Source organism: Arenibacter aquaticus (genome assembly GCF_003957295.1).
In the GTDB taxonomy this organism is placed as follows: domain Bacteria; phylum Bacteroidota; class Bacteroidia; order Flavobacteriales; family Flavobacteriaceae; genus Arenibacter; species Arenibacter aquaticus.
The window spans coordinates 35,130-57,499 of record NZ_RQPJ01000024.1; the positions used below are offsets into that span (position 1 = coordinate 35,130).

General features: G+C 40.0%; 23 protein-coding genes and 3 tRNA genes. 12 read left to right on the forward strand and 14 right to left on the reverse strand.

The window, feature by feature from the left end:
- Positions 1-16: 16 nt before the first annotated feature.
- Together ftsY and EHW67_RS20070 are read left to right on the forward strand one after the other, a co-directional pair.
- Positions 17-979, forward strand: a complete 963-nt coding sequence (ftsY, locus tag EHW67_RS20065; RefSeq protein ID WP_126164196.1) for a signal recognition particle-docking protein FtsY — start codon at positions 17-19, stop codon at positions 977-979.
- A complete protein-coding gene (locus EHW67_RS20070; RefSeq protein ID WP_126164197.1) occupies positions 976-1,983 on the forward strand; it encodes an alpha/beta hydrolase in 1,008 nt (335 codons plus the stop codon). The genes ftsY and EHW67_RS20070 overlap by 4 nt, the downstream gene beginning before the upstream one ends.
- Before the next feature lie 17 nt (positions 1,984-2,000).
- On the opposite strand, the gene EHW67_RS20075 is transcribed toward EHW67_RS20070, so the two are convergent.
- On the reverse strand, positions 2,001-3,089 hold the full coding sequence (locus tag EHW67_RS20075; RefSeq protein ID WP_126164198.1) for a serine hydrolase domain-containing protein: 1,089 nt from the start codon (positions 3,087-3,089) through the stop codon (positions 2,001-2,003).
- Between the two features lie 115 nt (positions 3,090-3,204).
- On the opposite strand from EHW67_RS20075, the gene rimO reads away from it, so the two are divergent.
- Both rimO and EHW67_RS20085 read left to right on the forward strand, forming a co-directional pair.
- A complete protein-coding gene (gene rimO / locus EHW67_RS20080; protein ID WP_126164199.1) occupies positions 3,205-4,506 on the forward strand; it encodes a 30S ribosomal protein S12 methylthiotransferase RimO in 1,302 nt (433 codons plus the stop codon).
- Between the two features lie 178 nt (positions 4,507-4,684).
- Entirely contained in the window at positions 4,685-5,629 is a 945-nt protein-coding gene (locus EHW67_RS20085) for a sugar phosphate isomerase/epimerase family protein (protein WP_126164200.1), read from the forward strand.
- Positions 5,630-5,680: 51 nt separating this feature from the next.
- Here EHW67_RS20085 and EHW67_RS20090 read toward each other — a convergent pair whose 3' ends face one another.
- From EHW67_RS20090 to EHW67_RS20100, 3 genes are read right to left on the reverse strand one after another with little or no spacing between them, the layout of a single operon-like run.
- The gene (locus EHW67_RS20090; RefSeq protein ID WP_126164201.1) at positions 5,681-6,196 is read right to left on the reverse strand and encodes an SRPBCC family protein; all 516 of its coding nucleotides are present in this window, start codon (positions 6,194-6,196) and stop codon (positions 5,681-5,683) included.
- Positions 6,197-6,198: 2 nt separating this feature from the next.
- Complete coding sequence (locus tag EHW67_RS20095; protein ID WP_126164202.1) at positions 6,199-7,341, reverse strand: serine hydrolase; 1,143 nt, start codon at positions 7,339-7,341, stop codon at positions 6,199-6,201.
- Positions 7,342-7,358: 17 nt separating this feature from the next.
- Positions 7,359-7,613, reverse strand: a complete 255-nt coding sequence (locus EHW67_RS20100; RefSeq protein WP_126164203.1) for a hypothetical protein — start codon at positions 7,611-7,613, stop codon at positions 7,359-7,361.
- A 117-nt stretch (positions 7,614-7,730) separates the two neighbouring features.
- Here EHW67_RS20100 and EHW67_RS20105 point away from each other — a divergent pair, with 117 nt between their 5' ends.
- From EHW67_RS20105 to EHW67_RS20130, 6 genes are all read left to right on the forward strand, one after another.
- Positions 7,731-8,624, forward strand: a complete 894-nt coding sequence (locus EHW67_RS20105; RefSeq protein WP_126164204.1) for a peptidylprolyl isomerase — start codon at positions 7,731-7,733, stop codon at positions 8,622-8,624.
- Positions 8,608-10,059, forward strand: coding sequence for a peptidylprolyl isomerase (locus tag EHW67_RS20110; protein WP_238390002.1), 1,452 nt, complete (start codon positions 8,608-8,610; stop codon positions 10,057-10,059). Before EHW67_RS20105 ends, EHW67_RS20110 begins: the two co-directional genes overlap by 17 nt.
- Before the next feature lie 4 nt (positions 10,060-10,063).
- Positions 10,064-11,017, forward strand: coding sequence for an AAA family ATPase (locus EHW67_RS20115; protein ID WP_126164206.1), 954 nt, complete (start codon positions 10,064-10,066; stop codon positions 11,015-11,017).
- 193 nt (positions 11,018-11,210) lie between these two features.
- A complete protein-coding gene (locus tag EHW67_RS20120) occupies positions 11,211-13,478 on the forward strand; it encodes an aconitate hydratase (RefSeq protein WP_126164207.1) in 2,268 nt (755 codons plus the stop codon).
- 77 nt (positions 13,479-13,555) lie between these two features.
- A complete protein-coding gene (locus tag EHW67_RS20125; RefSeq protein ID WP_126164208.1) occupies positions 13,556-14,116 on the forward strand; it encodes a TlpA family protein disulfide reductase in 561 nt (186 codons plus the stop codon).
- Positions 14,117-14,202: 86 nt separating this feature from the next.
- Positions 14,203-14,781 carry a TlpA family protein disulfide reductase gene (locus tag EHW67_RS20130; protein ID WP_238390003.1) on the forward strand — a complete coding sequence of 193 codons (579 nt, stop codon included), beginning with the start codon at positions 14,203-14,205 and terminating at the stop codon, positions 14,779-14,781.
- Positions 14,782-14,798: 17 nt separating this feature from the next.
- Here EHW67_RS20130 and EHW67_RS20135 read toward each other — a convergent pair whose 3' ends face one another.
- The 6 genes from EHW67_RS20135 to EHW67_RS20160 form a co-directional block, all read right to left on the reverse strand.
- Positions 14,799-15,257, reverse strand: a complete 459-nt coding sequence (locus tag EHW67_RS20135) for a sterol desaturase family protein (protein ID WP_126164209.1) — start codon at positions 15,255-15,257, stop codon at positions 14,799-14,801.
- Between the two features lies 1 nt (position 15,258).
- Positions 15,259-16,098: a phytoene/squalene synthase family protein gene (locus tag EHW67_RS20140; protein WP_126164210.1), complete on the reverse strand. Its 840-nt coding sequence runs from the start codon at positions 16,096-16,098 to the stop codon at positions 15,259-15,261.
- 2 nt (positions 16,099-16,100) lie between these two features.
- On the reverse strand, positions 16,101-17,564 hold the full coding sequence (locus EHW67_RS20145) for a phytoene desaturase family protein (protein WP_126164211.1): 1,464 nt from the start codon (positions 17,562-17,564) through the stop codon (positions 16,101-16,103).
- Between the two features lie 251 nt (positions 17,565-17,815).
- Positions 17,816-17,888, reverse strand: a tRNA-Lys gene (locus EHW67_RS20150).
- Positions 17,889-18,038: 150 nt separating this feature from the next.
- Positions 18,039-18,122 (reverse strand) — tRNA-Leu (locus EHW67_RS20155).
- A gap of 111 nt (positions 18,123-18,233) precedes the next feature.
- Positions 18,234-18,306: transfer RNA gene (locus EHW67_RS20160), tRNA-Lys, on the reverse strand.
- Positions 18,307-18,441: 135 nt separating this feature from the next.
- On the opposite strand from EHW67_RS20160, the gene EHW67_RS20165 reads away from it, so the two are divergent.
- Complete coding sequence (locus tag EHW67_RS20165; RefSeq protein ID WP_126164212.1) at positions 18,442-18,957, forward strand: shikimate kinase; 516 nt, start codon at positions 18,442-18,444, stop codon at positions 18,955-18,957.
- Here the strand turns inward: EHW67_RS20165 and EHW67_RS20170 are convergent.
- Genes EHW67_RS20170 through EHW67_RS20180 form a run of 3 tightly spaced genes read right to left on the reverse strand, consistent with a single transcriptional unit; the run spans position 18,946 to position 20,400 of the window.
- Positions 18,946-19,446 (reverse strand): phosphoribosyltransferase family protein, encoded by a 501-nt coding sequence (locus EHW67_RS20170; RefSeq protein ID WP_126164213.1) that lies wholly within the window; start codon positions 19,444-19,446, stop codon positions 18,946-18,948. The two genes, EHW67_RS20165 and EHW67_RS20170, sit on opposite strands and share 12 nt — an antisense overlap.
- 8 nt (positions 19,447-19,454) lie before the next feature.
- Positions 19,455-20,042 (reverse strand): methyltransferase domain-containing protein, encoded by a 588-nt coding sequence (locus EHW67_RS20175; protein WP_126164214.1) that lies wholly within the window; start codon positions 20,040-20,042, stop codon positions 19,455-19,457.
- Positions 20,026-20,400 carry an RNA-binding S4 domain-containing protein gene (locus EHW67_RS20180; RefSeq protein ID WP_126164215.1) on the reverse strand — a complete coding sequence of 125 codons (375 nt, stop codon included), beginning with the start codon at positions 20,398-20,400 and terminating at the stop codon, positions 20,026-20,028. The genes EHW67_RS20175 and EHW67_RS20180 overlap by 17 nt, the downstream gene beginning before the upstream one ends.
- 90 nt (positions 20,401-20,490) lie before the next feature.
- Between EHW67_RS20180 and EHW67_RS20185 the strand changes: the two genes are divergently transcribed.
- Positions 20,491-21,498, forward strand: a complete 1,008-nt coding sequence (locus EHW67_RS20185; RefSeq protein WP_126164216.1) for an FKBP-type peptidyl-prolyl cis-trans isomerase — start codon at positions 20,491-20,493, stop codon at positions 21,496-21,498.
- 80 nt (positions 21,499-21,578) lie between these two features.
- On the opposite strand, the gene EHW67_RS20190 is transcribed toward EHW67_RS20185, so the two are convergent.
- A complete protein-coding gene (locus EHW67_RS20190; protein WP_126164236.1) occupies positions 21,579-22,157 on the reverse strand; it encodes an outer membrane beta-barrel protein in 579 nt (192 codons plus the stop codon).
- Positions 22,158-22,370: the final 213 nt, after the last annotated feature.

Here is a 22,370-nt window from a genome sequence, read left to right on the forward strand (position 1 = left end):
GGAATTTGTCGCAAATATGAGTCTATTTAAAAAAATATTTTCTACGCAAAAAAAGGAGTCTTTGGACAAGGGTTTGGAGAAGACCAAGACCAATTTTTTGTCGAAACTAAGTAAAGCTGTTGTTGGAAAATCAAAGGTAGACGATGATGTATTGGATAATCTGGAAGAGGTGTTGGTGTCCTCTGATGTTGGTGTAAATACCACCTTGAAGATTATCGATCGGATCGAAGCCAGGGTGTCCAAGGATAAGTATTTGGGGGTCCAGGAACTTAATGTCATATTAAGGGAGGAGATTGCCGGTCTTTTATCTGAAACCAATACGGGAAATGAAACGGAATTTAGTGTGTCCTTATCACGGAAGCCTTATGTGATCATGGTTGTTGGGGTAAATGGAGTTGGCAAGACTACCACTATAGGAAAGTTGGCCTATCAATTTAAAAAGCAAGGGTTAAAGGTGGTGCTTGGTGCAGCAGATACTTTTAGGGCCGCGGCCATTGATCAATTGCAGGTTTGGGCAGATCGTGTGGATGTTCCCATTGTAAAACAAAATATGGGCAGTGATCCTGCCTCTGTAGCTTTTGATACCCTGAGCTCTGCGGTTAAACAAGATGCGGACGTGGTTATTATTGATACGGCCGGGAGGTTGCACAATAAGGTTAATTTAATGAACGAGTTGACCAAGGTGAAGCGTGTAATGCAAAAGGTGGTGGAAGGTACTCCGGACGAAGTCCTTTTGGTCTTGGACGGCTCTACTGGTCAGAACGCCTTTGAGCAAGCTAAACAGTTTACTAAGGCTACCGAAGTTACTTCTTTGGCGGTTACCAAATTGGACGGGACTGCAAAAGGAGGGGTGGTAATAGGTATTTCCGATCAATTTCAGATTCCAGTGAAGTATATTGGGGTTGGAGAAGGTATAGAGGACCTTCAGGTTTTTAATAAGTTGGAATTTGTAGATTCTTTTTTTAGTAATAAGGAATGAGGTTGATCCGCCGATTGCTTGTGGCAGTAGTTCTAGTGTTGTTATTGGCAACGGTGGTCTATTTCTGTGGCCCGGAGGTAAAGAGGCCAAATTTAACCATGGAGTTGCCCAAAGTGGCAACGGACCTAAATACTCTTCAACATAATCTTTACGGGCGGGAAGAAGCCAATACCAAAATTAAGGCGGATAATGATTCACGGATAATCTGGTATGATTCCCTTCCTACAGTAACAGAATATTCCATATTATACCTTCATGGCTGGTCTGCCAGTCATGAGGAGGGAGCTCCCTTGCATAGGGAATTGGGGCAACGATATGGAGCCAATGTGTATTTACCTAGATTGAAAGGCCATGGCCTTGAAGAGGATAATGCCATGCTTGATTTAACTGCCGAGGATTATTTTGAATCGGCCAAGGAGGCTTTGGCGATAGCAAAACAAATTGGGAAAAAGGTGATCATTATGGGAACTTCAACTGGAGGTACCCTGGCTTTGTATTTGGCTCATGCGAACAAAGACATTGCTGCACTTTTACTGTATTCGCCCAATGTGGAAATTTATGATCCTACTGCTCCCTTGTTGTCTGGGCCTTGGGGTTTGCAGATAGTGCGAACTGTGATGGATGGCGACTTTTATCTGTCGGAGGCCGATTCACTTAAAAAGCGCTATTGGACTACGAGATATCGGGTAGAGGCATTGGTTCAGCTTCAGGCTTTATTGGATGAAACAATGGAGAAAGAGGTTTTTCAGCAGGTTCACCAACCTACATTTTTGGGCTATTATTACAAAAATGAAGAGGAACAAGATAGGGTGGTGTCTGTTCCTGCCATGTTGGACATGTACGATCAATTGGGGGTAAAGGATAGTTTGAAGCGAAAAGTAGCCTTTCCCAATGTAGGCAACCATGTTATGACATCCTATATTACCTCAAAAGACATTGAATCTGTAAAAACTGAGACCATTAGATTTTTGGAAAATGTCATCAAGCTGCAGCCCTTGGAGTGAGGCGGCTCATTTTTGTATTAGTTGATTACTTCGTTGATTTTTTGCCACAATTCCGTGTCAAAGGAGGAGGGGCCCAATTCTTCTTCATTGGCAGAATCGCCTAGCCTTACAATAACCAATCCTTTGCTGGGTACCACATAGAGTTTTTGGTCAAAAGCTCCTAAACCGGCTATAAGATCGTCCGGGGCATCCGGTATCAGTTTTCCGGTATATAGGTCCTCGGTTCCAGGAAGTTTATAACTGCTTTTTCCATTTAGCCACCAGAGGTAACCGTAGGATTTATTTAGATTTTGCGAGGTGTTGGTCATGGCTTCAAAATAGGCTGGATCTTTCAATATTATGGAGTCGTTCCAAATTCCTTTATTGAGGTTTAACAGCCCAAAACGTGCCATACTCCGAGCATTACTAAAATAAAGGTTTAGGTAGCCGGTCTTTATCCAAGACCCTTGCATTCCAATTCTATCGCGAACCTTGTCATTAAAATAGTCCTTAAAATCTTTGTTTACCGCAGCACTGATTATGTTGTCCAAAAGGGTGTACGTGGCATTGTGATAATACCAAAAGGTGCTGGGGTCATTCTTGTAGATGAGACACTCCTTATCTGTGCAAAAATTGTTTTCAACCGTATAATCCAGTCCCGTGGTCATGCTAAGGTGGTTTTTAACGGTAATCATCTCTTCTTGTTCCGGCTCTAGGGAAGACCAGCCTTTTCCCAAATAGTCCGATGAAGCTTTTTCTATAGATATCAAGTTTTCCTGTTGTGCAACACCTACCGTAAAGGCGGTAAGGGTTTTTGCGGCGGAGTTCCATGAGTGGTTTTTGTTGGCCGTAAAATCTCCAAAATACTGTTCCATTGCTATTTTCCCGTCCTTGAGCAATAAAAAGGCATCGGTGTTATTGGATTCCAGGAAGTTATAGAGAGCTAGTTCTGCGTCAGAATTCCAGCCCAATTCTTCTATAGTGGAGGTTTCCCACTCCTCTGAATGCAAGGGGGGAAAGTAGAGATCTTGCTCCTTTGGCGTTTGTGGCTGATCATCACTACTTTTGGAGCATCCCATTATACAGTAGATAATGAATATACTGGAAATTAGAAAACTAGCTTTCATTAGGCGTTGTTGCTTAAATTTCAAAAGGTTATAATGGATTAACGGAAAAAAATAAAAAAAGATATATCATTACATTCTTTTTTCAAGTTGTACTTTTGCACTTTATTTAGAAAATATGCGTACAAAGTCACTTAAGAAGAATAGGATTAATGTAGTAACCTTGGGGTGTTCCAAAAATGTATACGATTCAGAGGTGTTGATGGGGCAATTACGGGCAAACGATAAAGAGGTGGTGCATGAGGAAGAAGGGAATGTTGTAGTGATAAATACCTGTGGGTTTATTGCCAATGCCAAGGAGGAGAGTGTAAACACAATATTGGATTACGTTCAAAAGAAAGAAGCCGGTGAAGTTGATAAAGTTTTTGTTACTGGCTGTTTAAGTGAGCGCTATAAGCCAGATCTGCAGAAGGAAATACCAGATGTGGATGAGTATTTTGGTACCAGCGAACTGCCCAATCTGTTAAAGGCATTGGGGGCCGACTATAAGCATGAACTTATAGGGGAACGGTTAACTACAACACCTAAGAATTATGCTTACTTAAAAATTGCCGAAGGCTGCGATAGGCCGTGCTCTTTTTGTGCTATCCCAATTATGCGAGGGAAACATAGGAGTACACCTATAGAGGATCTGGTAGAGGAAGCTAACAAATTGGCGGCAAAAGGGGTGAAGGAGCTGATCCTTATTGCGCAGGATCTAACCTACTACGGTCTGGATTTATATAAAAAAAGAAATTTAGCGCAATTATTGGAGGAACTGGTAAAAGTAGACGGTATTGAATGGATAAGGTTGCATTATGCCTTTCCTACTGGTTTTCCTATGGATGTTCTGGAAGTGATGAAAAGGGAGCCTAAGGTGTGTAATTACCTTGATATTCCATTGCAGCATATATCGGACGCTATTTTAAAAAGTATGCGCAGGGGTACTACACAGGCCAAAACAACCCAGTTGTTGCGCGATTTTAGGGCAGCTGTACCAGAAATGACCATTAGGACCACCTTGATAGTTGGTTACCCTGGGGAGACAGAGGAAGATTTTCAAACCCTAAAAACCTGGGTGGAAGAAATGCGTTTTGAACGTCTTGGTTGTTTTACCTATAGCCATGAAGAAAATACACATGCCTATCAATTAAACGATGATGTTCCAGAAGAGGTGAAGCAACAAAGAGCCTCCGAAATTATGGAACTGCAATCCCAGATTTCTTGGGAATTAAACCAAGAAAAGGTGGGGGAAACGCTACGCTGTATAATAGACCGTAAAGAAGGCAAATATTTTGTCGGGCGATCGGAATTTGACTCTCCTGACGTGGATAATGAAGTTTTGGTGGATGCCGCCAAGCATTATTTAAAGGTTGGGGAATTTGTAGATCTTAAGATTTATGAAGCGGCAGATTTTGACCTTTACGGCGAGCCGGTGTAGTGATTTGGGGGATAGGGTAAGTCATTTGTGATTTAGGTTTACCATAAATGATGGAATGGCCTGAACTGTTAAGTCTTTTGTGGGTACTTAACCTATTCTTATCTATAGGCTATGTCTGCTTTCTATGGTACATTCTTCATAAATTTTCATATTTTTAGAGGATCAACTAACTAAAATTATGAATCGTAGAAAATTTATTGCCGGTGCTGCCATGTCTGGTATTACCACTGTTTCATTTGCCAATACTTTTGTTGCAGAGTCTTCCAAGAAGGAAAAAAGATATCAAAATGGACAAAGTCCGTGGCCTATATGTTTGGATACGGCTACCATTAGGCCGGTTAAAGGTTTGGAAAAAAAGGTGGATATTGCCATTTCGGCCGGCTACGATGCCATAGAACCTTGGGATAGTGATCTAGCGGAGTATGAAAAGAATGGGGGTAACCTTAAGGAGTTGGGGCAAAAAATTAAGGACGCCGGTTTGTTTGTTCCCAGTATGATAGGTCTGTGGGGGTGTATTCCCAAGAACGAAGAGGATTTTCAAAAATCTTTACCAGCAACCAAAAACAGGATGAGGATGGCCTCGGAGATAGGCTGTACCTATGTTCAGGCGATTCCCAATGAGGTAGGTGATAACTATGACCTTCCTTTTGTGGCTTCGTGTTACCGAAGGTTGTTGGAAATGGGAATAAAGGAGTATAACGTAATTCCGGCACTGGTCTTTGTAAAGATGTTTCCTTTAAAGACTATGGGTCAGGCAGCTGCGGTTGCCTTGGATGCCAATCATCCCCAAGCTAAAATTATTCCAGATGTATATCATATGTATATATCGGAAGGAGGGTTTGAGGGTATTGAACGTTTGAGTGGTGATTTCTTTGCTATATTTCAGTTTAATGATGCGCCTAACGGTATGGACATTAGAGATATGAAAGATAAGCATAGGGTGTTCCCGGGAGATGGAATATTGCCGCTGCCCCAAATATTAAAGGATCTAAAGAGTACGGGATTTAAGGGTTGCATATCCTTGGAGCTTTACAATCCTGAATACCATAAACGGGATTTATTGGAGGTAGCCAAAACCGGATTGCAAAAAACCTTAGATGTTATTAAGTTGGCCGGAGTGTAAATGCAAGCCTGACTGGATTTCGGGTAGCTACGATCCTATTTCTAAGGTGTGCTAGATGTTTACAAATTCAAATTCGGCAAGGGGAAGATTACGGAGGTCTATGTCTGTTTCATTGAGGGTGATGCCATGTTCTAGATAGGCCTTTAGGTTCGTTAGCCAAAATGTCCACCCATTGCTACAACCAAAATAGATGTTCACTTTGCTTTTGTCATCTGTGGGTATGTTGTATTGTTTTAGGGTAAGCAGTACATATTCTTCCTGCAGTTCCATGGATATGGTTACACTACAGTTGTTGGCAAAAGTAAATTCTAGAAAATCCTTTCCATTGGCAGCTAGGATTTTGCCTTCTTCCTGTCCATTCCAATTGTGCCATTCCCAAATATAGGAATCACCTTTGGCAATCTGTTCCGTGGGGGATTTTGTGTTGCCGGTAGGAGTGAGGTAGGTGGCTTTTTTTAAAAACCATTTACTTATGCCTTGGGCAGTGGTCCAGCACCAATAAAGTTTTTGTAGGTCACTTTTGATATATATTTTTTTGGTAAAGGAATCAAACATGGGCCTAGTCATAATTAATGTTTTTGTGTGCGTTCCAAATGGTATATTTCTCGTCCCAATTGAGCCAAAAAAGGAAGCCCAATATCCTGGTATTCGTACTGGTTGTCATTAAGTATGCCGTTGGCATTTACCAATAGCGTTGCAGTAAGCAGAAATTCTACCTTGTTTGTGGGGTCCTTTATATAAGCGCAATCCGTCAATGTGCCATAGGCGCTTCCTGCCTTGTTGTAAATTTTTAGCTTTTTGGGAATAGTGTCCTTGGTATCCCTGTACATAAAGAATTTGCAATAGCCGTCATAGTAATCAACAGGGTCATATCCAAGATCTTTTGGAAGGGTGCACATGGCGTTTAAAAGAAATTGGTGTTGATTTTTTTTAAGGCGGAATCGCTTTTCTTTGGGAAAAGCTTCAGGAAAAATAAGTCGCTTCAGTACCTCATGTTGTGTGTTAATAGGGTAATAATTTTTTAGACTGAAATTAAAGGCTTCATTTATCAGCTCCTTATTTTCATAGAAAGCCTTGCCTTTTTTTATTTTCTTTAGTTTTAATGGTTTTGCTATGGTGTTGGTACTGTATTTCAGAGGGGTTACTGTGCTGTCGTTTAAATAAATTACCAGCGGAACGGTAGTAACCTCGTCTGAATTTAAAGCGGATAGTCTGTGCGAAATTCTTGCCGGACCAATATCCCTGCTTTTTAGCTCTTCGTTTATTCTATCCTGTCCCAGAAACTCAAAGAGTCGGTTATTGGCTTCATTATCACTAACAGCAAAAATCTTGGAAATTTCATTGGCAAAGGTGGTCTCTAGGGAATCACCCTCAATATAGAATCGGGAATAAAGGTCAACAGAGTCCAGTTCGTTCAATTTTTCCAAGCTCAGTATAGCGGTAAGGAGTTTTACGGTGCTGGCCGGGTAAAAGTAGTTGCTGTCGTTAACCTGGTAGTGGTAATCGGTGAATGTTATGCTGTCATGGTCCCGGTTAATTTGGGTGTATTTAATTTGAAGTTCATATTGGGCTACGCTATCCATTACCTTTTTTATGCTGGGGTGTTGGGAAGATAGGGCCATTGCCAAGAAATCTTGGGGTACTTTTGGGCTGGAACAAGCTAAAAGCAATATAGTTAGTACGGTAATAAATACAATAGCTTTTCCGCTCATAGGGTTGGTTTGTTGCGTTATGAATGGTCTGTAGGAACGTAAACTTCTCCACGGTGGGGCTTTAAGGCATCCCTTACGGGTATCATTTCCGATTCGTTCACCACAAGAAATGCGATGGCGTGCATTGCATTTATGGCAACATTGCCGGTTATGTTCTTATGTAGCTTTTGGGCTTGGATATATTCTTCAAGGTGAATCTTATGGTGCTTGGCCGTATTTGCAGCCGATTCTCCCCTAAAATCCCATATTAATTTTATCATTCTTTCCTTCATTCTATAAAATTAACAATAAAAGAAATAGGTTAAGGGGCAATACAATGGTAAAATGGATAATAGTACCAATAAAAACTGAGAACTTGCATAATGCTGCTTTATTGCTAAATTTGCCCCATGGATTCTTGTAAAATAAAACTAGTGAATATCACTGGATACCTTGCCTGTACAATACTGTTCTTTACCATTGTTTCCTGTGACACTTTTTTTAAAAAGAAGGAGGATAAAATTCCAATAGCTAGGGTTGGGGAGTCTTTTTTGTACAAAGAAGATCTGCAGGCCTTATTGTTGGCAAATATGTCCAAGGCCGATAGTGCTTCCTTGGTGAATAATTATATCAACACTTGGGCCTATAAGCAGTTGTTGCTTTCCAAGGCGAAAATTAATCTGCCTGAAGATCAGTTGGAACTCTTCGAGGAATTGGTCTCCAATTACAGGACCGATCTATATACCGGGGCCTATAAGGAGGCATTGGTACTTCAATCGCACGATACCTTAATAAGTGATACACAGTTACAAGAATTTTACGAGCGCGAAAAGGAAAATTTTAGGCTAAAGGAGCGTATTATGCAACTTAGGTTTGTAGAATTGCCTACGCAGTATATGGATAAGGATTTAATAGCTAATAAGTTAAGGGATTTTAAGGAGGAAGATAAAAGTTATCTTGATTCTATCAGCGTACAGTTTAAAAAGGTAAATTTTAACGATTCTATTTGGGTAAGTATGTATAGGGTTATGGAAGAGATTCCTCCCTTAACCATTGAAAATCAAGAGAAGTACTTAAAAAAATCACAATTTTTTGAATTACAGGACTCTTTAGGGGTATATTTGGCCAAGGTAAATGATATCTTGGAAATCAATGATATTGCGCCTCTTTCATATATTGAGCCTACTATTAAACAACTTCTTTTAAACAGAAGGAAGTTGGATTATATGAAAAAATTGGAAGTAGAATTAATGGATGAAGCAATTAAAGAAAAAGAATTTGAAATTTATGAAGAAGTTAATTAAAGCGGGAATATCCCTTTCCATTTTGTTGTTTACTGGGGCAATGGCTGCTCAGGAAACGGAAACTATTCCTGATACTCAAGTAGAGCCCAAGGAGGTGGCCGTTGAGGAATCTACGGTAAATAAGAATGATACTGTCAATAACTTTAAGAAGATTAAATTGGATGGTATAGCGGCCGTGGTGGGCGATTATGTAATTCTAGAATCGGATATTGAAAAAACGTTGATCGACCTTAAAAGTCAGGGTGCCTCCACGGCAGATGTTACCAGATGTGGACTCTTGGGGAAGCTAATGGAGGATCGTCTGTATGCACACCAGGCAGTGCAGGATAGTATTTTGGTTTCGGACGATGAGGTAAACGCCCAAGGAGACCGCCAATTGCAGCAATTGGTGTCCCAAATAGGGTCTATGGAGAAAGTGCTGGATTACTATAAGAAGGATGACGAGGCCAGTTTTAGGGAGGAACTCTACAAGATCAATAAGCTTAGAATGCTTTCTGAGAAAATGCAGAATCAGATCATTTCGGAAATAGAGATTACCCCTGAGGAGGTTAGGCAGTTTTTTAATAAGATCCCTGAAGATGAAAGACCTGTTTTTGGAGCTGAACTGGAAATAGCACAGATAGTAAAGGAACCCAAGGCATCCGATGAGGAAAAACAGCGGGTCATAGATAAATTGAACACCATAAAGGCCGATGTGGAAGAAAACGATGCCAGCTTTAGTGTGAAAGCTATATTGTATTCCCAAGATCCTGGGTCCAAATCCAAAGGTGGTTTTTATAGCATGACACGGGAAACCCCATTTGTAAAAGAGTTTAAGGATGTAGCATTTAGTTTAAGGGAAGGGGAAATTTCCGATCCGTTCGAGACGAGCTTTGGTTTCCATATTATTTATGTAGAAAAAATACGTGGACAAGAACTGGATCTTAGACATATTTTGATTACTCCGGAGATATCCCAAAAGGAATTGGATAACGCAAGAAAGGAACTGGATAGTATTAGGCAGGCCGTGTTGGACGGTAAATTTTCCTTTGCTGCTGCAGCCCTTAATTTTTCTGATGAAAAGGAGACCAAGTTTGATGGTGGGTTGTTAAGAAACCCAGCGGATTATAGTTCCCGTTTTGAGCTTACCAAGATGGAGCCTTCCTTATATAATCAGGTAAGGGATATAAAAGACAATGAGATTTCCAAACCCATTTTGGAGAATGATCCAAGGGGAGGTGGTCCAAAGTACAAGATCATGAAGATTACGAATCGCTACGATGAGCATGTAGCCGATTTTGCAAAGGATTATATAAAAATACAAGAGTTGGCCTTAAGGGAAAAACAATACAACGCCATTAAGAAATGGATGGACGAGCATATTAAGGATACCTATGTGAGTGTCAATTCTGGCAACAAAGATTGCGATTTTGCGAATAATTGGTTAAAAGAGTAATTGCATGTCAGACGTAGTGGCCATTAAAAGTCTGGTAGGAAAGAACAAGATACTTAAACAGGAAATAGCCAAGGTAATCATAGGGCAGGAAGAGGTAATAGATCAAGTGCTTCTTTCTATCTATACCGGGGGGCATTCTTTATTGATCGGTGTTCCCGGTCTGGCAAAGACCCTAATGGTAAACACTATCGCCTCGGCTTTGGGATTGGGCTTTAAAAGAATACAGTTTACCCCGGATTTAATGCCAAGCGATATACTGGGCAGTGAGGTACTGGATCAAAATAGGAACTTTAAGTTTATAAAAGGACCTATTTTTTCCAATATAATCCTTGCCGATGAAATAAACCGTACCCCGCCCAAGACTCAGGCAGCCTTATTGGAGGCCATGCAGGAAAGGGCCGTCACCATAGCGGGCAGTCAATATAAGTTGGATAGACCGTATTTTGTTTTGGCAACCCAGAATCCCATAGAACAGGAGGGGACCTATCCATTGCCCGAAGCTCAATTGGATCGTTTTATGTTTGCCATAGAATTAAAGTATCCCTCCATAGCGGAAGAGATACAGGTGGTAAAAGAAACCACATCGGACGCCAAACCAACTATAAAGTCCTTGTTTACACCTCAGGAAATTTTGGATATCCAGCATTTGGTAAGAAGGATCCCTGTACCGGATAATGTGGTGGAGTATGCGGTGAAATTGGTGAATAGTACTAGGCCCAATCAGCCAGAGGCATCGGATTTTGTAAAACAGTTCGTAGATTGGGGGGCAGGCCCTAGGGCTTCACAGAATTTAATTTTGGCCGCAAAGGCCAACGCGGCCTTAAATGAAAAATTCTCTCCGGATATTGAAGATGTCAAGTCGGTATCTATTGGCATACTAAGACATCGAATCATAAAAAACTACAAGGCCGAGGCAGAAGGGATTAGTGAGGAGGATATTATCCGCAAGCTGTTATAGCAATGATGATGGGGTTATAAAATTAGTTGTTTTGCCTAGCAATAATTATTAAAATTTGTTGCATTTCCTTTCCTATAACGACATTGTTGTTTTTAATCGCTCAAAATTGGATTATTCTTAGTTGAAAAGTTTTAAAAACGTAAGGTATTTTCTTAATTTTGGTGAATTACTTTAACTTAAACTATTTTATATAATGGCATTCGATATTGACATGATTAAACAGGTGTATGCTAATATGACGGAGCGTGTGGATAAGGCACGTGAAATTGTTGGCAAACCCCTCACGCTTTCAGAAAAAATTCTGTATTCACACCTTTGGGACGGTAACCCTAGTAAGGCGTTTACTAGAGGTAAGGATTATGTTGATTTTGCACCGGATCGAATTGCCTGTCAAGATGCAACCGCTCAAATGGCATTATTACAGTTTATGCAGGCTGGTAAGCCTAAGGTGGCGGTACCAACAACCGTTCATTGTGACCACCTTATACAGGCTAAAAGTGGTGCTACGGCCGATTTAAAAGTGGCCAATACTACCAGTGCTGAGGTGTTTAACTTTTTGGAATCGGTATCCAATAAATATGGAATCGGATTTTGGAAGCCAGGTGCGGGAATTATTCACCAAGTAGTTCTTGAAAATTACGCTTTTCCTGGAGGGATGATGATAGGAACGGATTCGCATACCGTAAATGCCGGGGGACTGGGAATGGTCGCCATAGGTGTTGGGGGTGCCGATGCTGTGGATGTTATGGCCGGAATGGCTTGGGAACTTAAATTTCCAAAATTGATAGGCGTAAAATTGACCGGTAGTATTTCTGGTTGGACATCAGCAAAGGATGTTATTTTGAAAGTTGCGGGAATACTTACTGTTAAAGGGGGTACCGGGGCTATCATAGAATATTTTGGGGAAGGGGCCAAAAACCTTTCCTGTACAGGTAAAGGTACTATCTGTAATATGGGTGCTGAAGTAGGGGCTACCACTTCTACTTTTGGCTATGATGAATCCATGGAAAGATATCTAAGGGCCACCGATAGAAATGACGTAGCGGATGCGGCCAATGAAGTTAAGGATTACTTAACGGCCGATGCAGAGGTGTACGCCAATCCCGAAAAATATTTTGATGAAATTATAGAAATTGACCTTAGTACGTTAAGGCCACATTTAAACGGTCCTTTTACTCCAGATTTGGCTACACCTGTAGGTGAGTTGGGAGATAAGGCCAAAACCAACGGGTGGCCTTTAAAGGTAGATTGGGGACTTATAGGTTCATGTACCAATTCCTCATATGAGGATTTAACACGTGCAGCTTCCATTGCACAGCAGGCAGTGGATAAAAAGATTAAACCTAAATCCGATTTCGGTATCAACCCAGGATCGGAACAGATTAGATATACAGCTGAACGTGACGGCTTATTGGATATATTTGAAAACTTGGGAGCAACGGTATTTACAAATGCCTGTGGACCATGTATAGGACAATGGGATAGAAGTGATCTTAAAGGAGAGGAAAAGAATACCATAGTTCATTCTTTTAACCGAAACTTCTCCAAGAGGGCAGATGGTAATCCCAATACCCATGCATTTGTTGGTTCGCCAGAAATGGTAGCTGCTATTGCTATATCCGGTAGATTGGATTTTGATCCCATGAACGATACCTTGATCAACGAAGATGGTCAAGAAGTGAAATTGGACGAGCCTTTGGGTATAGAATTGCCTACTAAAGGATTTGAAGTGGAAGACGCTGGTTATCTAGCGCCTATGGAAGACGGTTCAGGAGTAGAGGTTAAGGTAAATTCAGAATCGGAGCGTTTACAATTACTGGAGCCTTTTGTGCCTATTCAGCCAGAAAACCTGCAAGGAGCCAAATTATTGATCAAGGCTTTCGGGAAATGTACTACAGACCATATTTCCATGGCCGGACCTTGGTTGCGTTTTAGGGGACACTTGGATAATATTGCCAACAATACCTTGATTGGGGCCGTTAACGCCTTTAATAAGAAAACGAATTTTGTTAAGAATCAGCTAACAGGAGAATACATGGGAGTGCCCGATGCTCAAAGGGCATACAAAGCTGCAGGTATTAAAACGGTAGTTGTAGGAGACCATAACTATGGTGAAGGTTCTTCTAGAGAGCATGCAGCTATGCAGCCTAGACACTTGGGTGTTGCTGTGGTAATAGTGAAATCTTTTGCCCGTATCCATGAAACAAACCTTAAAAAACAGGGTATGTTGGGTCTTACATTCGCCAATGAAAGCGACTATGACCTAATACAGGAGGACGATACCTTTAACTTTGTAGACATAAAAGATTTTGCCCCTGAAAAGCAAATTACATTAGAATTGGTACATGCCGATGGTAGTAAGGATACTATTATGCTAAACCATACCTATAACCAATCCCAAATTGATTGGTTTAAGGAAGGTTCTGCACTCAACGTTATTAAGAGGGAGAACGCAGCCTAATTGATTGTTACAAATACTTAATAAAAACTCCTGATAATCATCAGGAGTTTTTTAGTTTTGACCAAAGGATAAATTAAATGAAAATTCGAAAAAAAACTGTTTTGAATATTGCCGTAATGGCTTTAATTCTATCTTTTTTTGTAACGCCTTTGGGCGACTATAGTAAGGTTCTATTAAATAAGTGGTTTTCTTTTTCCCCGGAAGTGACCAAGGAAATAAACCGAGGTCAAATTGGTAGTTACGATTGGAAACTAAAAGATGAAAACTGGGATTTTTTCAATTTTAATAGGTCCAAAGGTCGGGTTGTATTTATTAATTTCTGGAGGTCATGGAATATACAGAGCGTTGCGGAGGTGGCAAGTATCCAAAAGTTTTATGATACCTATAAGGGTAAGATCGATTTTTATATTATTACCAATGAAGAAAGGGAGCCTGTAGAGAAGTTTATGGCCGATCACGGTTTTAGCTTTCCCGTAACGTATTCTATTGTGGGAGATCCCATGCCGGTAGATGGTTCCAAACCACCTTGTTCTTACCTGCTGGACAAAGAAGGTAAGATAGTTATTAGCAAGGACGGGGTTGCCGCTTGGGACAACGATAAAACCTATGGTATTGTAGAGTCGCTTTTAAAAATGTAGTAGTATATTGGTATAAACCGGTCTTGTTCCTATCTGTGTATAAGGAGTGCTGGGGGAGTGTTATATTGGGAAACAGTAATGAATGTATGATGAAGGAACGTTTTAAGAAGCTGTCAAAGGATCAAATATTTAATTTAGTGCTGATAGGTGCCCTGGCGCTATATCTTTTTACCCCTTTGGGTTTTTATGTAAAAGTCTATGTAAATCGAATTTTTGCGTTTAATCCTACTCCGGTGGAAGAAAGACAGCGGGAACATATTGCTAGTTATGACTGGACATTAAGGGATTTAGAGAACAATGATTTTCAGTTTGAAACGGTAAAGGGAAAAGTAGTTTTCATTAATTTTTGGGCAACCTGGTGTCCTCCTTGTGTTGCCGAAATGCCGGCGATGCAAGATCTGTATGATGCTTATGGGGATAAGGTGGAATTTTTGTTCGTTGCGGAGGATCAGCAAAAAAGGGTAGAGGCATTCTTAGATAAAAAGGACTATACCTTGCCTGTTTATTATGAAATGTCTACTACGCCTAAACAGCTTTTCTCCAAGAGTATACCGGCCACCTACATCATAGATAGGGAAGGTGAAATTGTTGTGGCGAAGACAGGTGCTGCAGATTGGAATAGCAGGGAAATAAGGAAATTATTGGATAGCCTGTTAAGCCAATAACACAAGGTAGTCCAAGGCTATTTTTGGTTTTTGGTGAAATATTTAAAGGGAACAATAAGCATTCCAAAGCACTCTCCATCTTCTTTCCCCAAATGTTTATGGTGCATTTTATGTGCTCTTCTAACACCTCTGGCATACCAATTATTTGCATTTCGGAATATTTTGAAGCGTTGGTGAATAAATATATCATGTACCAAAAAATAGGCTATACCATAGGCTAAGATACCGAATCCCAACGGCCATCCGTACCAAAATTCGGTTTGTGATCCCAGCCAGAAAAAGGTAATACTTACCGCAGCGTAGAACAGGAAAAAGGCGTCATTGCGCTCAAACCATGAGTCATGGTCCTTTTTATGGTGGTCCTTATGTAGGTTCCATAGGAAGCCGTGCATAATGTATTTATGGGTAAACCAGGCCATAAATTCCATAAAGCAGAATGTAGCGATGAATATTAGGAGCCATATTAAGATGTTCATTCTAGACCAGTTTTAATTTATAGTTAATATACGATTTTACCAATAAACGCAACTTTTGTAAGTTGGATACCCTTATTCTGGTGTTTTTGATCTCTGATGAAGGGGTGCGCTGCAGCTTCAGCAGTAGCTTATAGTAATATTTGTAGGCTGTATAAACACCAAACTTGGCCTCCTTGGGTAGCTTTATTATGCCGGAATATCCTAAGGCAAAGTCGGCCCTGATCTCATTTACAATTTTGCTTTTGGCCTCTTCGTTAAGTCGGTTTAGGTTGGTGTTGGGGAAATAGGTCCGGTTTAGATCCTCGTAATCGGTTTTTAGGTCTCTCAGGAAGTTTACTTTTTGAAAAGCCGACCCCAGGGCCATGGCCGATGGTTTTAAGGTTTCATATAATTGTATATCTCCTTTTACAAAAACTTTTAAACACATTAATCCCACTACATCCGCAGAGCCGTAAATGTATTTTTGGTATTCCATATCACTTAGTTGAACCTTCTTTTCCAGGTCCATACGCATACTGCTCATAAAGGATTGAACCAAGTGTAAGGGGATATTGTACTTGTGATACGTATGTTGAAATGAATTTAAAATGGGGTTAAGGCTTATTTTTTGATCTATGGACAGCATTAGATCCTCTTCAAATTTGTTTAATAGGTGCAATTTGTCATAATCGTGAAAACTATCTACTATTTCATCTGCAAAACGAACAAAACCATAGATGTTATAGATATCGCCCCTTATGGAGGAATCCAACATTTTGGTAGCCAGGGAAAAGGAAGTACTGTAATGTTCTGTCACCAGCTTACTGCAATCTATGGACACCTTATCAAAAATAGCTTTCATAATTAAGGAGTTTGGTGTTTATCGATTAGTTCTGAAACCAATTTACCCGATATGAGAGCTGGTGGTACGCCAGGTCCTGGAACGGTAAGTTGGCCGGTAAAATAGAGGTTGTCAACTTTTTTACTTTTTAGTTTGGGCCTAAGAAAAGCCGTTTGCAATAAGGTGTTGGCCATCCCGTAAGCATTTCCTTTATAGGAATTGTATTGTTCTATAAAATCTCTCACACAAAAATCTTCCTTGAATAAGATAGCATTTTCTACTTTTTGTTTGGTTAATTTTTCAAATCTTTTTGTAATAATATGAAAATATTGGTCCCTGAGCTCACTGGTATCTTTTAGATTGGGGGCAATGGGAATCAGAAAAAAACCTGTTTCGCAACCATCTGGAGCCATACTAGCATCAGTAATGGAAGGGAAGTTTGCGTAAAAAAGAGGATTTTCTGGCCATTGTGGGCGGTCGTAGATGTCCTGGGCATGTTGCTCAAAACTAGTGTCGAAAAACAAATTATGATGGGATACGTTTTTAAGCTTTTTATTAAAGCCTACATAAAATAGTAAGGACGATGGTGCAAAGGTTTTTTTATCCCAGTAAGCCTCCGAATACTGGCGATATTCTGTATCTAACAGGGTTTCTGAATGGTGGTAATCAGCTCCGCTTAATACAATATCCGCAGCTATAGTGGTTTCTCCAATTGTAATACCCGTGGCTTTCCCCTTGTCTACCTCTATTTTTGTAACATTCTGTTGGGTGTTTATGGATACTCCCAATTCCAGTGCCAGGTTTTTCATTGCCATAATAACCTGGTACATACCGCCTTTGGGGTGCCAAGTGCCCAGTCCAAAATCGGCAAAATTCATAAAACTATAAAAGGAGGGGGTTTTGCTTGGTTTGGCACCTAGGAATAGAACTGGGAATTCCAAGGTGGATATTAATTTTTGGTTTTTAAATTTCTTTCGGACTTCATGACTAATAGATTTAAAAAATTGGTCCAAACGAACTATGGTATCCCTGCTTACCAATTCCAGGGGAGATACCCCTGGCCGTAAAACTATTTTGTGAATAGCAATGCGATAGTTGTCCTGTGCCTTGGCTATGAACTTTCTCAATGGTTTGGAGCTACCTTGTTCTATTCGTTCAAATTCATCACAAATTTTGTCCATACAATCACCTATAGTGATAACATCATCCGTAAAGAATATTTTATAGGCTGGGTCCAGTTTGTCCAGTTGGTAAAAATCGGACACCCTTTTTTCAAAGTCATTAAAAAACCGTTCAAATATATCGGGCATCCAGTACCAGCTTGGTCCCATGTCAAAGGTAAATCCATCTTTGGTAAATTGACGGGCCCTACCACCAACCGTTTGGTTTTTTTCATAGATGTGTACCTCATAGCCCATTTTAGCTAAATAGCAGGATGCTGATAGGGAAGAAAACCCTGACCCTATAATAATTACTTTTTTGCCCATTGTGTATTAATCTGTTGGTAGTACCATAGAATTTCAATACTCTGATCAAGTATGAAAATAATGTTTATTTTTTTAAAAAATTAACCCAATCGGTTAATTATAATAAATGAGTGTAGGGGGGCTAAGGCTTTAGCTTTAGAATAGTGGGATGGTTTTTCAAGACAGTAGTTTATACAGTAAGTACCATTAGTCTTGACCCAATAGAAACTATTTAAAACAAAAAAAGTTAAGTACGAGACTTAACTTTTTTGTGACCGGGCTGGGGCTCGAACCCAGGACCCTCTCCTTAAAAGGGAGATGCTCTACCAACTGAGCTACCCGGTCATAATGGGCAACAGCCATATTGCTGATTGCGGGTGCAAATATATAATCATTTTTTTGTTTCACAAGGCTTTTTTTAAATCCTTGAAAAAACTCTTGGAAATGAACTGTTCCTAAAAAAAACCGCCAACTTTTTCAGTTGGCGGTATTAGGTGCCCACGACTAGATTCGAACTAGCACGTCCTTGCGAACACCACCCCCTCAAGGTGGCGTGTCTACCAATTTCACCACGTGGGCCATTCGGTATTTTTACTCCATGATGAGAAAAACCTTTAAATAGTTTCTAAATTTACGTATTTCAAAACTATTTAAAACAAAAAAAGTTAAGCGCAAGACTTAACTTTTTTGTGACCGGGCTGGGGCTCGAACCCAGGACCCTCTCCTTAAAAGGGAGATGCTCTACCAACTGAGCTACCAGGTCATAATGTGTAGCAGACAATAGCTGTTTGCGGGTGCAAATATAAAATCATTTGTTTGTTTTACAAGGGCTTTTTTGGATTTTTTTATTTTTTTTTGAAATACGCCCAAATTAGACCATTTTTACAAAAAAAAAGACGTGAAAATTGTTTTGGTAGGGTACATGGGTAGTGGTAAAAGCACTATAGGGAAATTGTTGGCTAAGGATTTGAAATCTAGTTTTTTAGACTTGGATGATGTTATTGAGCAAAGGCTTGGGGACTCTATTTCCAATGTGTTTAAGGCTAAGGGAGAACTCTTTTTTAGAAGAAAGGAGCACGAATATTTAAATGCTCTTTTAATGGATCAAAGGCAGTTTATTTTGTCCACCGGAGGGGGCACTCCCTGTTATTCGGGAAATATGGAGACTATGTTAAACTTGGCAGATCATGTAATTTATCTAAAACTAAGCATTCCTGGGTTGGTAAAAAGACTTTTGAAGGAAAAGGAGCATAGACCATTGATCAGGGACATAGAAGACAAAGAACTTCCAGAATTTATTGGGAAGCATTTGTTTGAACGCAATAACTTTTATCTAAAGGCCAATAAAGTTATAGAATGTGATAATAAGGATCCCAATACAATAGTAGACGAAATAAAGGAATTACTCCGTTAGGTGAACAGAATCATTTTTGGATTCAAAGGTAACCTTAATGTGTTCTCTTAAGGAGGTGGAAAGGGAAATTCCTTTGTAATCTGCCTTTACCGGATATTTTTTATGGTTCCTGTTAACCAATACAGCAGTTTTAAGTTGTTTAAGGGGAACCCGTAGAAAATGATGTACTCCGTATATAAGGGTGGTTCCGGAATTTAGGACATCATCAACCAAGACCACAGACTTGTTGGTGTACTCAGATTCTGGGAGAGAGGTGCTTACACCACTGGATAGGGGATTGGATTTATCCATGGAGACCTTGCATAAAATAACCTCGGCTTCGGTAATTTTTTTAAGTACGGACTGGATTTTCTTTGCAAAATTTAACCCCCCACTTTCAATACCGGCGATGATAATCTCTGCTTCGTCTACATTGGCCTCATAGATCTGGTAGGCAATGCGCTTTATTTTATGCTGTATTTCCTCATGGGAAAGAATTCTGTTGGACATAGTGGTTCTTATTTAGGTTCAAATATAAAAAAGAGTTCTTTACCAGCTCTGGGTTTTATGGAATTGTAAGCGGTTTTAAGAAGCTTTATGTTAAAGTGCTTTTCAAAAAGGGCAATGTATTCTTCTGTACTGCCCCCAAAAGGAGGTCCCGATTTGGATAGTGGGAAATTAAAAAGTAGACCAACCAATTTGCCCTGCGGTTTAAGCAGAGTTTTCATTTTTAGGACATATTTTGGTCTTAATTGCGGACTAAGGGCACAGAAAAAGGTCTGTTCCAAAATAAGGTCAAAGTCACCTATGTTCAAGTCAAAAAAGTCTCCCTCTAACAGTCTTTCCTCAGGGAAGTTTGGCAGCTTGGCCCTTATCGCTTCCAAAGGAGGTCTGGCAATATCTATGATGTAGGTATTGGTGAAACCCTTTTCTGTCAAATACATCAGTTCGTGGGCATTACCGGCACCTGGGATCAAAATCTTTAGATTCTTATCCGTCAATTGATCAATGTAGTGCTTCAAAGGGGGAGAAACATAACCAATGTCCCAGCCCATATCACCTTGTATGTATTTGTTTTCCCAGAATTCCCTATTCAGTTTCTTCATCCAAGTAATCGTCTATGTCCCTTCGGTCTTTTTTTGTAGGTCTTCCGGTACCTTTTTTTCTGTAGTAGTCTTTAGAAAACTTCAATAGTTCGTTATGCTCAAAAGCTTCTTTTGGGGTAATGTCCTTCCTATATATATCCACTAACTTGGCACCCACCCTGCTTTCTGGAATGTCCAAAACTGTAAATTCATAATTAATCTGGTTCTTTCTCACAATTACTTTGTCCACGGGGTATACCTCCCTAGATGGTTTTACTACCTGCCCATTAATTCTTACATGGCCCTTTTTACAGGCCTCTGTCGCTATATTTCTGGTTTTAAAATAGCGTGTGCTCCATAAGTATTTGTCTATTCGCATAAACTATTGAAATTCTTTGTTAACGTCTTCTACAAAAATAGTTGAAAATTGTATCTTGCGGCCTTTAAATAAGAAATCTATGGAACCGTAATGGTTAAACCAATCAACCTGCGCTTGTGGAAGATTGTTTTGATGATCAAAGGTTTTATAGGAGGTTTAAAGGACAATAATACGATACTGATGAATATAAAAGGAATTGTTTTGCTAGGTTTAATTTTTGTGGCTATCTGGTCTTGTAAGAAAGATGATGATAATGATATTGAAATAGTGCCACCAAGATTGCTAAGCGAGGTTGCCGTTGAGGACGATGCTGAGATTCAAGCTTATTTAAAAACGCACTTTTATAACTACGAAGATTTTGAAGAACCTATTGCGGAAGATTTTGATTTAAGGATAAAGATTGATACCATAGCGGGTGAAAATGCCGATAAAAGATCGCTTTTTGAGGATGCCAAGACAGAGGTGATATATTTATCTTCCAGTGACTTGGGCTTGGATGCTGAGGAAGTAGATGTGCCACATACCTTGTATTATGTTGTGGCCAGGGAGGGAGTTGGTGGAAATCCAACGCCTGTAGATTCTGTATACCTTAAGTATCAAGGTACGCGATTGGACGGGGGAGTGTTTGACAGTAGATTAGGTTCGCCGGTTTGGTTTGATATGCAGGGATCAGGTGTATCTGGTAATTCTGGAGTGATAACAGGGTTTAAAAAGGGTATGCCAAAATTTAAAGCAGGTGGAGAGGTCGTAGAAAATGAAGATGGTACCTTTAGCGTTAATGGTAGTGGAGTAGGTTTAATATTTATGCCATCCGGAATCGCTTATTTTAGTGGTAGTGCGCCGGGGCAGACCTATGCGCCATTAATATTTGAAGTAAACCTTTTGGCTATCAATACCACAGATCATGATAGGGACGGCGTAGATACTATATCTGAGGATTTGGATAAGGATGGTAACCTTTTTAATGATGATACCGATGAAGATGGTATCCCAAATTATCTGGATACGGATGATGATGGCGATGGGGTTCTTACTGAAGACGAATTGGGAGATGCTAATAATGACGGGGTTCCCGATTATCTGGATGAAAATATTTGAAGCTGAAAAAGATCAGGTCTTTAAATAAAAAATGCCCCCGCAGATGCAGGGGCATTTTTTGTATAGTTCAAAATGATTTTTTATAACTTTAAGGAGGCACTCAAAATCAATTGATCTGGCCTGGTGTCAATGCGGTCGTTGGAAAAAGCGCCTTCCACAACCGTAACCTCATTTTCACTAAAACCTCTTTCGTATCGTAAATCGATTCCGAAGTTGCCAAAAGAAAGTCCAGCACCAATATTAAGGCCTACGGTAAAATCATTTTCAACATCCCCTATGGTGATGCCGTCATAATCCGTATCCAAAATATACTGAAAAGCAGGTCCTGCAAAAACCTTCAATGGGCCAATAACATTGATGCCCAAAAGAACAGGAAGGTCCAGTTTGCTCATATCCAAACTATTGTTTTCATAGTCCGATTTTGTTTTGGTATAAATTAATTCTGGGCGCAAGTAAACTTTTTGCCCTACCTGGCCAAAGATACCCAAATGGTAGCCTACATTGCCTTTGGGGTCCTTGTAGGCTTGTTCGGTAGATTCAAAATAATCACCGGTTCCACCATAATTTAGTCCACCCTTGATACCAAATCCAGAGCCTTTTTGTGCCTGGGCCGTAAGCCCCATTAAAGCGACAGCTGCAAATAAAATTGTTTTCTTGATCATAATGTCTTCTTTTTTAAATTAGAATACATTGTGCAATACTATGCACAATTCCTTTATTGATTTAACCTAAAAAGAAAATTTCTTGACACGAAAAAGGGTCAATTGGGTAAAACACAAAAAAAACAGCTGGGCATATCGATCCTCATAACCGATATACGCAACTGTTTAAAGTGTACTATACGCTATATTGTTCACTGTGTTCCGTGTTAA

Coding starts and splice junctions, on each gene's coding strand:
- EHW67_RS20175 (WP_126164214.1), bottom strand. CDS start 20,042: ATGAAGAAACTGAATAGGGAATTCTGGGAAAACAAATACATACAAGGT.
- EHW67_RS20145 (WP_126164211.1), bottom strand. CDS start 17,564: ATGGGCAAAAAAGTAATTATTATAGGGTCAGGGTTTTCTTCCCTATCA.
- EHW67_RS20100 (WP_126164203.1), bottom strand. CDS start 7,613: ATGAAGGAAAGAATGATAAAATTAATATGGGATTTTAGGGGAGAATCG.
- EHW67_RS20105 (WP_126164204.1), top strand. CDS start 7,731: ATGGATTCTTGTAAAATAAAACTAGTGAATATCACTGGATACCTTGCC.
- EHW67_RS20115 (WP_126164206.1), top strand. CDS start 10,064: ATGTCAGACGTAGTGGCCATTAAAAGTCTGGTAGGAAAGAACAAGATA.
- EHW67_RS20185 (WP_126164216.1), top strand. CDS start 20,491: ATGGTTAAACCAATCAACCTGCGCTTGTGGAAGATTGTTTTGATGATC.
- EHW67_RS20085 (WP_126164200.1), top strand. CDS start 4,685: ATGAATCGTAGAAAATTTATTGCCGGTGCTGCCATGTCTGGTATTACC.
- EHW67_RS20095 (WP_126164202.1), bottom strand. CDS start 7,341: ATGAGCGGAAAAGCTATTGTATTTATTACCGTACTAACTATATTGCTT.
- ftsY (WP_126164196.1), top strand. CDS start 17: ATGAGTCTATTTAAAAAAATATTTTCTACGCAAAAAAAGGAGTCTTTG.
- EHW67_RS20075 (WP_126164198.1), bottom strand. CDS start 3,089: ATGAAAGCTAGTTTTCTAATTTCCAGTATATTCATTATCTACTGTATA.
- EHW67_RS20120 (WP_126164207.1), top strand. CDS start 11,211: ATGGCATTCGATATTGACATGATTAAACAGGTGTATGCTAATATGACG.
- EHW67_RS20070 (WP_126164197.1), top strand. CDS start 976: ATGAGGTTGATCCGCCGATTGCTTGTGGCAGTAGTTCTAGTGTTGTTA.
- EHW67_RS20125 (WP_126164208.1), top strand. CDS start 13,556: ATGAAAATTCGAAAAAAAACTGTTTTGAATATTGCCGTAATGGCTTTA.
- rimO (WP_126164199.1), top strand. CDS start 3,205: ATGCGTACAAAGTCACTTAAGAAGAATAGGATTAATGTAGTAACCTTG.
- EHW67_RS20130 (WP_238390003.1), top strand. CDS start 14,203: ATGATGAAGGAACGTTTTAAGAAGCTGTCAAAGGATCAAATATTTAAT.
- EHW67_RS20180 (WP_126164215.1), bottom strand. CDS start 20,400: ATGCGAATAGACAAATACTTATGGAGCACACGCTATTTTAAAACCAGA.
- EHW67_RS20140 (WP_126164210.1), bottom strand. CDS start 16,098: ATGAAAGCTATTTTTGATAAGGTGTCCATAGATTGCAGTAAGCTGGTG.
- EHW67_RS20110 (WP_238390002.1), top strand. CDS start 8,608: ATGAAGAAGTTAATTAAAGCGGGAATATCCCTTTCCATTTTGTTGTTT.
- EHW67_RS20170 (WP_126164213.1), bottom strand. CDS start 19,446: ATGTCCAACAGAATTCTTTCCCATGAGGAAATACAGCATAAAATAAAG.
- EHW67_RS20135 (WP_126164209.1), bottom strand. CDS start 15,257: ATGAACATCTTAATATGGCTCCTAATATTCATCGCTACATTCTGCTTT.
- EHW67_RS20090 (WP_126164201.1), bottom strand. CDS start 6,196: ATGACTAGGCCCATGTTTGATTCCTTTACCAAAAAAATATATATCAAA.